At 58.4% G+C, this 11,090-nt stretch carries 6 protein-coding genes and 1 pseudogene; 5 read left to right on the top strand and 2 right to left on the bottom strand.

Annotated features, from left to right (window positions below; all coding sequences use genetic code 11):
• Nucleotides 1-172: transposase (locus tag A1355_RS24380; RefSeq protein WP_157197765.1), on the bottom strand; the 172-nt coding region annotated here is incomplete at its 3' end.
• An 83-nt stretch (nt 173-255) separates the two neighbouring features.
• Between A1355_RS24380 and A1355_RS26020 the strand changes: the two are divergent.
• Nucleotides 256-459: pseudogene (locus A1355_RS26020) on the top strand (transposase); the annotation flags it as partial.
• 51 nt (nt 460-510) lie between these two features.
• On the opposite strand, the gene A1355_RS05775 reads toward A1355_RS26020, so the two are convergent.
• A complete protein-coding gene (locus A1355_RS05775) occupies nt 511-1,083 on the bottom strand; it encodes an IS66 family transposase zinc-finger binding domain-containing protein (RefSeq protein WP_231883576.1) in 573 nt (190 codons plus the stop codon).
• 198 nt (nt 1,084-1,281) lie between these two features.
• Here A1355_RS05775 and A1355_RS24375 point away from each other — a divergent pair, with 198 nt between their 5' ends.
• From A1355_RS24375 to A1355_RS05755, 4 genes are all read left to right on the top strand, one after another.
• The gene (locus A1355_RS24375) at nt 1,282-1,446 is read left to right on the top strand and encodes a hypothetical protein (protein WP_231883575.1); all 165 of its coding nucleotides are present in this window, start codon (nt 1,282-1,284) and stop codon (nt 1,444-1,446) included.
• A gap of 526 nt (nt 1,447-1,972) precedes the next feature.
• Nucleotides 1,973-3,694, top strand: coding sequence for a ShlB/FhaC/HecB family hemolysin secretion/activation protein (locus tag A1355_RS05765; protein ID WP_064025910.1), 1,722 nt, complete (start codon nt 1,973-1,975; stop codon nt 3,692-3,694).
• A gap of 47 nt (nt 3,695-3,741) precedes the next feature.
• Nucleotides 3,742-4,479 carry a SapC family protein gene (locus A1355_RS05760; RefSeq protein ID WP_197471729.1) on the top strand — a complete coding sequence of 246 codons (738 nt, stop codon included), beginning with the start codon at nt 3,742-3,744 and terminating at the stop codon, nt 4,477-4,479.
• Between the two features lie 17 nt (nt 4,480-4,496).
• Nucleotides 4,497-11,090, top strand: a 6,594-nt coding sequence (locus A1355_RS05755) for a filamentous hemagglutinin N-terminal domain-containing protein (RefSeq protein ID WP_064025908.1), incomplete at its 3' end; no start/stop codon positions are given.

The raw sequence follows: 11,090 nt of genomic DNA, 5'->3' as shown, positions 1-11,090 counted from the left end.
CTGTTAAAGGACCGCTTACGGTTGTTGTGCTTTTCATCCAGTTTTTTAAGGTATGTATGCTGAGGTTTGATTCGTCGGCAATGGTTTGAATCGTCCGCTTGCCACGACTGTAGACTTTCGCCAAGGCTTGCTCTTTGAACTCAGCAGAATACTGCTTCTTGGAGGGATTCATTTTTTATCTCAAATTTAAAGGGGGCTAAAAATTTGAGGCGACAACTATTCTGACGCAGGGGGATAACAAGGTGGACACCTACGATGGAGAACAAGAGACGATTATCGCGACCGCTAATGGTGGGACATCGGAGTCATGGCCTTTGTCGCTATGATCCGGAAGTAAAACGGGAGCTCGGTGAAGCCTATCTGCAGCCGGGTGTTTCGGCAGCCTTGATGGCACTGGAACACGGCATCAATGCCAATCTGATGCGCAAATGGATTAACCGGCACTGTGAAAATGTCAGTGCAGCCCAGCCCAGTACCGCAGCCATACGATCGGCCTTTGCACCGGTGCTGTCAATGGCGGCACCGAAGTCGGTAGACAACACCGCCCTCACCACTCAAGCCAGCACGGGTTCGGTGAGTAAGCCTTTGGGGATAGATGCGCGCCGGTGGCGGCGTGATCCGGATGCTGTTGTCGCAGCACGGACAGGCATATTTGATGCGCTGATATTGAATAATGTGGATTTGCTGCGGCACGATATCGAGTTGCTCACTGATGTTAGCGTCGATTTCCACCAGGCGTGTGCCGTCATGGGCGCAGATGCGCTCGGCTTCCGCTAGTTCATGGCGCACAATCTCGCGAGGCAGGAGGGGATCGAGCGGTTTGCGGCCGCGTTTCTTGCGACTATGGCCCGCCACTTCGACAGCTTCAGGTGTGGTTTCCTCGGCCACCGGTGCAGCGTTGGGTGCCAGAGCTTCGGCTTCGTTCAGAAACAGATCGCGCTGAGCCGGATTCGCTCTGGCCTCGGACTTGGCCGCATACAGACGATGCAACAGTTTGATCCGATCCCGCCGCCGATTGCTGAACACATAGATCGCCGGTTCAAACGGATTCAAGCCTAATGCCTGCTCGACCAGCAATGCCAAACCATTGATGGCCTTACGGCCATTGACCGGTTCGCGGTGCAAGTAGATCTTTAATCCCGGCTCGAAGGGAACACAGCAAGGCGGCCAGACCGTTCAATACATTCAATAAAGGGGATAGATCGGTCAAGCTAATCTCTTGCAATTCCAGTTTAACGCCATTCGATAAGGCTATATTGAAGCTGCTGCTGGAGCCGCTATTTGAACCGCAATTTTCGCCGCACAGTTTGCTTCCGTCCGGGACGGATTCCACATCAAGCGGCGCAAAGCATCATCAATAGCGGCAAGCCGTACGTGGTGGATATTGATTTATCGAAATTCTTTGATCGAATCTATCGTGACCGGTCGATTGCTCGCATGGGATAACGGATCACCGACAAACGCATACTGCGCCTGATCGGCCTGATGCTGCGAAGTGGCATCCTGATCGGTGGTGGTACGGAGCGAAGAAGGGGCCGATGCAAGGCGGGCCGCTATCCGAATAAACTGCTACCGCTTTGTCCGAAAAGCCAACTGCGTGGTTTAAAGGACATACAATGCAAAGTACCCTACAAATTTGACAAAAACCGACTGTCGCTGGAGCGTCTTTGCTCGGAAAATGCCAGAACTGTGACGCGGGCGTATTAAAGTTTGGCGTTTTTTTGCCGCCAGTTAGTTTTGAATCGACTATATTATTTCCATCTAGTTCTTGTGGTCTACTCGGGGCATGCTTTTAGGCCCATGAGTTGAGCGGTTGTGCTGATGCGATCGAAACACAACGTCGACTGGAAAGCGGCACTCTAATTCGTAACGGGTAAAATGAGTTTATAGGCGATAGTCGCAACCGACTTCGCTGCCTTAAGAATACGGGCAGGCCACAACTCTCATTTTCATTTCAGTTAAGTGGAATCGTATGCAACCGAACCATCGAAATCGCAAAGTCAGCCGCGTTCCGCTTCGTGCCGGCGCCTTAGCTTCATTAATCAGTTACTTAGCGGTCGGTCACGCGGTCGAGGTGGTTCCCGAGGCCGGCTCGATTTTGCGAAATATCAAACCCGAATCGATTTTGCCGGGCAACGCGCAAGTCCCGTTCGAAATATCGGAACAACCGGCGCCTGCCGGTGAAAGCGACATCCGCATCCAAGTCAAGGGTTGGAAGATCAGCGGCGCAGTGTTGATTAGCGAGGCCGATCTGCAGTCGTTTCTAAAAGACTATATCGGCAAGGACTTGAACTTGCTTGAACTGCGCAAAATCACTCGCGATATCGCGGCGTATTACCAGCAACGTGGTTTTTTCGCCCGCGCGCTATTGCCAGCTCAGCAAATTCGCGACGGTATCGTCGAAATCCTGATCCGCGAAGCCACCCTGGGCAAGGTCGAAGTCGACGACTCGGCTAACACTTACCGAAACGACATTCCCCGACAAACGATGTTGGCGGCTCAGCCGGCGGGAGAAGCCTTGCGGTTGGCAGATATGCAGCGCGGTATTTTGCTGTTGAACGACCTGACCGGCGGCACGGTATCGTCTACCCTGAAAGCCGGCGCGAGAGCGGGTGAATCCGACCTGCTGTTGAAAATCGACCCCAGCAACCTAATCAGCGGCTCCGTGGATTACAGCAATACCGGCGTGCGTTCGGTCGGCATGAACCAATTCGGTGGGTCTCTGAACCTCAATAACCCCTTGCGTTTGGGCGACTTGGCGACGTTGCGCGTTCAGGGCGGCAGCGGCAACGTTTACGGGCGGGTCGCTTATTCGTTGCCGGTGGGTTACTCCGGGCTACGGGTTGGTTTGGCGGCGTCCGCGTTGGACTATACCTTGGGCGAACCCTTTCAGTCGTTGGACGCGCAAGGCTCGGCCTGGACCGGCGGCACTTTCGCGACCTATCCGCTGCTGCGCGGGGTGAGTACGAATCTGTACGTTGCCAGCGGTTTCGACGATCGCCACTACTACAATACCAGCCTTGCTAGCGTGGTCAGCGACAAAGAAGTGCAAAGCGGTTACGTCGGCCTGAGCGGCGACCATCAAGACGATTGGCTCGGCGGTGCGGTGACCTTGTTCGGCGCGACCATGGTGGCCGGCAATCTGGATTTGTCGGGCAGCCCGGTCGATCAAGCCCAAAATCGGGCCACCGCTCGAGCCGGCGGCGCCTATCAAAAATTCTCGCTTAACGCTTCCCGCCTGCAAAGTCTGACCGACAAATTACGCTTGTACGCCGGTTTCAGCGGACAGTTGGCTACCAAAAACCTGGATTCCTCCGAAAAATTCAGCCTCGGCGGTCCCTTCGGCATCAGAGCCTATCCGGTCAACGAAGCCCTCGGAGATGAGGGCTATCTGATGAATTTCGAATTGCGCTACGAAGTTTACGAACATGTCGAGTTGGTCGGGTTCATCGACCACGGCGGCATCACGTTGCATAACGATCTTTGGCCGAATGCCACCGAAGGCGTTCCCAATCACTACACGCTCAGCGGCGGCGGTGTCGGTATCAACTGGACGGTCCCCGGCAATTTCGTCATCCGCGGCAGCGTTGCTCAACGCATAGGCGCCAACCCAGCGCGCTCTACGGACGGCAACGACTCGGACGGAACTTACAAAACGCCTCATTTTTGGGTCAGCCTGAGCAAAGCGTTTTAAGCGTCTTCGGGCTCCGTTTTTCCACCAACTCAACCTGCGATACCACCGTGGATAACCAATTGCTATTTTATAAACGCATCGTCAGCCTGAACCCCGCCGCTCACGGTCGGTTGCATATCGCGCCGTCCGACGATGTCGGATATGCGCGAGTTAGTAACTCGGTGCCGCTGATTGGTCCGGAATTCGGCGAAGCCGGCAAGGAATACCCGATCGCCTTCGCCAAAGCCGGCGACGGGCATTTTGTCCCGGTCGCGGTGCTGGGCTTGAACGATGGCGAAAACCTGTTCGTCAATGGTGCCGGTCGCTGGGCTGGTCATTACATACCCGCCTTCGTCCGCCGATACCCGTTCGTACCCGCCGAGCAGGCCGAAGACAAGCAATTGATCGTTTGTTTTGACGACACTAGCCCGCGTTTTAACGAAACGGCTGGCGAGCCTTTGTTGGTCGACGGCGAACCGTCGGCTTACTTGCAACAAATCATCGCCTTTTTGCGGGAGTTCCACGCCGAATCGCAACGGACTGCGCAATTCGCCGCCACCTTGCACGAATTGGACCTCTTAACCGAGCGTCGCGCCGATGCGGTATCACCGAGCGGCGAGCGTTACTCGTTGTCCGGTCTTTGGATAGTGGATGAGGCGCGCTTCCAAAAAATCAGCCGCGATGCGTTGGACAGCCTGTTCCAAACCGGCGCGCTGGGATTGATCTATCTGCACTTGGCGTCGTTGAGCAATTTTGCCCGCCTGTTGGAACGCAAAGCCGCCGCAAGCACCGAAAAACCGCACTGATTCGAGAGGACAGTCTCATGACTAGACATGCCAGCCAATGCCGCACGCCGCACTTCAACCGTCATCCGCTGGTGTTGGCGATACAGATCGCCTTGGCCGGCGCTTGGCAGCCCGCCTTGGCCGAACTGGCCGGCAACGCGTTGCCGAGCGGAGGGCAAGTGGCGTCGGGACAGGTGAAAATCCAGCAAAACGGCGCTCGGATGGATGTCGTACAAGGCAGTCAGAAAGCCATCATCAACTGGCAGAGCTACAACATCGGTGCCAATGCCCACGTGGATTATCAACAACCTAACGCCCACTCGATTGCGCTGAATCGGGTGACGTCCGGCGAAGCGTCGGTCATTGCCGGTCAATTGACCGCCAACGGCCAAGTGTTTCTGGTGAACCCTAACGGCGTGCTGTTTGCCAAGGGCGCCCAAGTCGACGTTGGTGCGATGGCCGCGTCGACGATGAACATCAGCGATGCCGATTTTCGTGCCGGAAATTACCATTTCAAGCGCGACGGCGGCGATACCGGCGTTGTCAACCAGGGCGAAATCCGTGTCAAGGACGGCGGATACGTGGCCTTGCTGGCCCCTAGCGTCAGCAACGAAGGTCTGGTCCAGGCCCGTTTGGGCACGGTAGCGTTGGCCGGCGGCGATGGCGTAACACTGGAATTGGACGAAGGTAAACTGGTCAATGTTCAGGTCGATCCCGCCACCGTCAATACGCTGATCGAGAATAAGCAGCTGATCCGCGCCGATGGCGGTCGGGTCATTATGACCGCCAGCGCCGCCGACCAATTGCGTGGCGCAGCGATTAACAACAGCGGCGTGGTCGAGGCCAAATCCCTAGTCAATCGCGGCGGTTCGATAGAACTGATCGGCGACGAAGTCAGTAACAGCGGTACACTGGACGTGTCCGCCGCCGAGAATACTCATGGCGGCAATGTCGTCGAGCATGGCCAGTTGGTTGTCGACACCGGCACGGTCCGCGCCGACGGTAATAGCGGCGGCGATATTCGCCTGACAGGCGATCGGGTGCTGCAAGCCGGAACGCTTAGCGCCGAGGGTACCGTCTCCCACGGCGGCCGAATCACGATTGCCGCCGACAGTCGAGTCATCCAGACCGCGTCCGCGAAACTGTCGACTAAGGGAACCAAAAATGGCGGCGACATCGCAGTGACCGCGGGCGGCCAGGGTGGCGTATTCAGCTCCGCTACCCTGGATGCCAGTGGCGTTTCCGGACAGGGTGGCAAGATCACCGTCACCGGCGGCAAAGACGTCACTTTGGCTGCCGCGACGCTCACCGCCAACGGCGCCAAGGGTGGCGGCAAGATCAGTATCGGCGGCGGTTTTCATGGCAAGGACGCGGCGGTTCGCAACGCAACGTTGGTCCGGATCAACCCCTTTACCCAGTTGCAAGCCGATGCTACCGCAAAAGGCGACGGCGGCGACATCGTGGTTTGGTCGGACCAGAATACCGATTTTTACGGCAATATATCCGCCAAGGGCGGTCAGAACGGTGGCGACGGCGGTACCGTTGAGGTGTCTTCGCACGATACGCTGATCTTCGGCGGTAGCGTGGCGACGGCCGCGCCCAAGGGCCGCAACGGCAATCTGTTGCTGGACCCGCGCAACATCACGATAGATAACAGCGGCAAATACCCGCAATTCGAATTCGAAGACCCCAACCCCACCAATACACTGGGCGTTACCTCCGGTTTCGGTACCGGGACCTCGGTGCTGTGGAGCACGAACGTGGTGGTCACCAACCCCTACGACGACTTCGGCGGTCAGGATGCCGGTGCGGTCTATTTATATAACGGTTGGTCCGGCGCGTTGTTGGCGACGTTGACCGGCAGCCACGCCGACGATCGCTTGGGCAGCGGCGGTATCACCCTGCTTGTTAGCCAAAATACCAACACTAACGTCAACGTCTCGTTCAATTCGCAGGGCAACTTTTTGATTTCCAGTCCGCATTGGGACGGCGGCAAGGGGGCGGTGACTTGGTCCAGCGGAACCACGGGGCTGAGCGGAACGGTGACGTCGTCCAACAGTTTGGTCGGCAGTTCGGCGAGCGACGCGGTGGGCAGCGGCAGCATTGTGTTGATCGACAACTACTACGGCACCGCCAGCCACGCCTGGAACAACGAAAACGGCTATTTAAAATATCTGGTACTCAATCCGCAATGGAATGCCAATACCGGCGCCGTGACGATGGGTAGCGCTTTGAGCGGAATATCCGGTGTCATTTCATCTTCCAACAGTTTGGTAGGTGGTGCCGCTGGAGACCAAATCGGCAGTAGCGGGGTCACGCAATTTGTCACCGAGTTTCACGATTACAACAGTAGCGGCGCGTTGATTACCGCCACCGAGTATTACCGAAATTTTTTCGCGATCGCCAGTCCGCATTGGCAAAACGGTGCCAGCGCCGATGCCGGCGCGGTCACTTGGGCTAGCGGTTCCGCCGCATTGACAGGTACCGTTTCTTCGTCGAACAGTCTGGTCGGGGGCAATGCCAACGACCAGATCGGTAGCGGCGACATCAAAGTGCTTTATTACACCAGCAGCACCAACTACAACAGTCAACCTAGCGACACCCCGCCGCACGGCCACGTGAATACTTACCGTACCGACGCCGCTTACGTTGTCGCCAGTCCGCACTGGAACGGCGACAAAGGTTCGGTCACTTGGCTCGACGGCGCGACCGGTTACGCGTCCGGTGGAGCGACAGCCGGTTTCGCCGTTTCTTCGGCTAATAGCTTGGTTGGCGCGACCGCAGGCGATTTGGTCGGTAGCGGCGGCATCCAAGTCCTCAGCCACTACACGAGCCGCAATCAGGATACAGGATACACCTCGACTCACCCTTATTATCTGATTCTAAGCCCGCACTTCAACAACGGAGGATCGACCGCCGATGCAGGTGCGATTACCTGGGGCGACGGTCGCAATATCACCTACGGCACCATCACCACAACGAACTACCTCGGCAACACCTTAACCAATATTCCGACCGAAACTACTACTAACAACGGCGGCGTGTCCGGCGTCATCGGCAGCGGCAATAGTTTGGTCGGCAGTCACGCTGGCGACCAGGTCGGCAGTGGCGGCGTCACCGACCTTGGACAAGACCCCGGCTATGTGGTCCTTAGCCCGCTGTGGAACAGCAGCGCTGGCGCGGTTACCTTCTGGGATGCTACCGCCACCAAGACCGGAACTCTAGGTTCGGCTAACAGTCTGGTCGGCTCGACCGCCAACGATCATGTCGGCGGCGGCGGTATTTTGCTGAAAAGCGGTTATTACTTAGTGTTGAGCCCGGATTGGGATAACGGTGGAGCGACCGACGCCGGCGCGATTACCTGGGGCAGCAAGTCCAGCGGTGTCAGCGGCGCGGTCGGCGCGGGAAACAGCCTAGTCGGCAGCACCGCCAACGATGGCGTAGGCAGCGACGTCAATAATATCGTCGATGTGGGCGTGGCCGATTACGTGGTCCTAACGCCCACCTGGGATAACGGCGGTAATGCCGACGCCGGCGCTGCCTCTTGGGGTAGTTCCGGCAGCGGCGTCAGTGGCGCGATCAGTAGTAGTAACAGCTTGATCGGTAGTCACGCCAACGACCGGGTCGGTAGTGGCGGCGTCGTGGCAACTTATAACGGTGTCGATACCGCGGATAGCTGGTCCTATACCTACTACTACAGCGTGATCAGTCCGCACTGGAACGCCGATCGCGGGGCGGTCACGATGGGCGCCGAATCTAGCGGCATTCAAGGCACTGTCGGTTCCGGCAACAGCTTGGTCGGCGATACCGCCGGCGACCAAGTCGGCAGTGGAGGTGTCAAGGCCGGCCAATACACGACGCTGACCTACAACGGGAGCTCCTGGTCCGGCACCCGCACTGCTTATTATTTGGTTATTAGCCCCAATTGGAGCGACGGCGGCACCGCGAACGTCGGAGCCGTCACCAAAACCGCCGCCGCGACCGGCATAACCGGGAGTATCAGCTCGGCAAACAGCTTGATCGGCGGCACCGCGGGCGATCAAATCGGCAGCGGCGGCATCACGCTGTTGCCTTACGACTGGACAACCGGACCGGCCAACGCCAACGGTCAAAAGCAATATCATCTGGATTACTATGCGATCGCTAGCCCGTATTGGGATAACGGCGCTACCGCCGACGCCGGCGCGGTTACTTGGGGCAGTGTCACAACCACGGCAGGCGCCGCTTCCCCGCTGACAGGTAACGCCAGCGCGGCTAACAGTTTGGTTGGCACGCACGCCAACGATCGTGTCGGTAGCGGCGGTGTCGTTGCCCTCCCGGCGGAATATAACAACGCGACGCGACTGGGCTACGTCGTCATCAGCCCTAATTGGGGAAACGGCACCGACAGCCAATTGGGCGCGGTGACCTGGGGAAGCCGTTTGACGGGTTTGCTTGGCGCCGTCAGCGCCGGCAACAGCTTGATCGGAGCCACGGCGGGTGACCAAATCGGCAGCGGCGGCGTCACGGTTTTGACGAACGGTTACGATCCTGTCAACAGTGTCTACACCTATAACTACTTGGTGCTAAGCCCGCACTGGCATAGTGGCGCCAACGCCGATGCCGGCGCCGTGACCTGGGTCGCCGAAAAAACCGGCTTTGCTTACGGCGAGAGCAGCCAAGGCGCCGTGGTCGGCGCCGCTAACAGCTTGGTCGGCAGTCATTCCGGCGACCAAGTCGGCAGCGACGGCGTCATTGATCTGGGCGTCTCGTATCTGGTGGGTAGCCGGCATTGGCGCAATGGTTCGGCCGCGGACGCCGGCGCGTTGTCTTGGGCGCGGGCCAGTATCGGCGGGGCCGGCGCGGTGTCCGCCAGCAATAGTTTGATCGGCAGCTACAGCAATCAGGATGTCGGCCTGAACCAAGTCCGATTAACGGTGAACTACAATACCTACTATTACGACTATCTGGTCATCGATACCGATTGGCGTAACGGCGGGCTGGCGAACGCGGGTTCGGTGACCTACGGCGACGCCTTTTACGGCATCTTCGGCGAGGTATCGGTCGCGAACAGCGTTGTCGGCACCACCGCCAATAGTGGCATCAGCTTCGATACCGGCGGACCCTGGGTCGATTATTATCAATATGCCGGCACCAACTATTTCAGCTTGCTGCCCGGCTTTGCCTACGATCACGGCGATACCTTCGTGGTCAGCTTCGCCAACGAGAACACCGGCCGGGTCACCTCGGGCGCCACCGATCCGAGTCGCATCACCTACGGCATGGCGATCGGCAAGGACATGACCATTGCACCGGGCGTGTTGACCAATTTGCTCGGGTGGGGCACCAACGTCACGCTACAAGCCAGCAACGACATTACGGTTAACAGCGCCCTCAACGTCGCCGGGCTTTTCAGTTCGTCCGCGACGTTGAAATTGGAAGCGGGCCGCAGCATTTACGTCAATGCCGATATCACCACCGACGGCGGCAATTTAGTGTTGCACGCCAACGATTTGGCCGCCAACGGCGTCGTCGACGCCGATCGCTCGGCCGGGAATGCGGTTATCGAATTGGCCCACGGCGTTACGATAGATGCCGGCGCCGGTTCGGTCACCATGGAATTGCGCGACGGTACAGGCAACACCGAGGACGACAGCGGCAACATCACGCTGGCGGGACAAATCCTGGCCGATACCATCAGCATTGTCCATCGCGGCACCGGAGGCGCGAGCGGCAGCAAGAATATCGTTTTGAACAGCGGTGCCGGCTTGACGGCCAACGGCAGCGGGGACGCGCTGGTTTTGGCGGCCGCCAGCGGCGGCGAACTGGTCAATAATGTCGGCAGCGGCGTACTCTCCGCCGCCAACGGTCGTTGGTTGGTGTATATGCACAGCCCATCCGGATCGACGGAAGGCGGACTTACCGGCGCGGCCGGTTCGGCACTACCGAGGCTTTACAACAAAACCTACGACGGCGACCTGCCGGGAACGATCGTCGCGGGCAATCACCTGATCTACGACTATCAGCCGAGCTTGAGCGTCGATGTCGGCAACATCAGCAAAACCTACGGCGATGCCGATCCGAGTGCGAGCAGCGCCTTTTCCGGCTACGTCAACGACGACGGCGTGACGGACTCGGCCACGGTCGCGGGTTTAAGCGGCACGCCCAGTTTTAGTATCGTCGGCGGTACCGCCGGCACAGGTCGCGAGGTCGGTAGCTACACGGTCAACGGTGCGGTCGGCTCGGCCGCGATCAGTGGCGGGGCCGGTTATTCGACGACGATAGGCACCGGCGGCGCCAGCGGAACCTTAACGGTCAACAAAAAAACGTTGACCGTGACCGCCAGCAACGACAGTCGCGCATACAACGGCTCTGGCTATAGCGGTGGCCATGGCGTCAATATTACCGGCTTCGTTAACAGCGAAACCTCAAGTGTATTGGGCGGCAGCGTCAGTTACGGCGGAATCTCGCAAGGTGCCACCAACGCGGGTAGCTACGCCATCACCGCGAGCGGCTATACCGCGAGCAACTACGATTTCAGCTATGTCGACGGCACCTTAACGATCACGCCCTTCGTCGTCAGCCTGACCGGCAACCGGACCTATAACGGCAGCACCAACGTGGCGGCCGGCATCTTCTCGGCGGGGAGTTTG

The sequence above is a fragment of the Methylomonas koyamae genome (genome assembly GCF_001644025.1).
GTDB classification, from domain to species: Bacteria; Pseudomonadota; Gammaproteobacteria; order Methylococcales; family Methylomonadaceae; genus Methylomonas; species Methylomonas koyamae_A.
Note: the sequence above shows the minus strand (reverse complement) of the source record. Positions and strands in the feature narration are given on the sequence as shown.

What these genes read in the sequence shown, in the direction of transcription:
- A1355_RS05765 (WP_064025910.1), top strand. Translation starts at nt 1,973, where the DNA reads ATGCAACCGAACCATCGAAATCGCAAAGTCAGCCGCGTTCCGCTTCGT.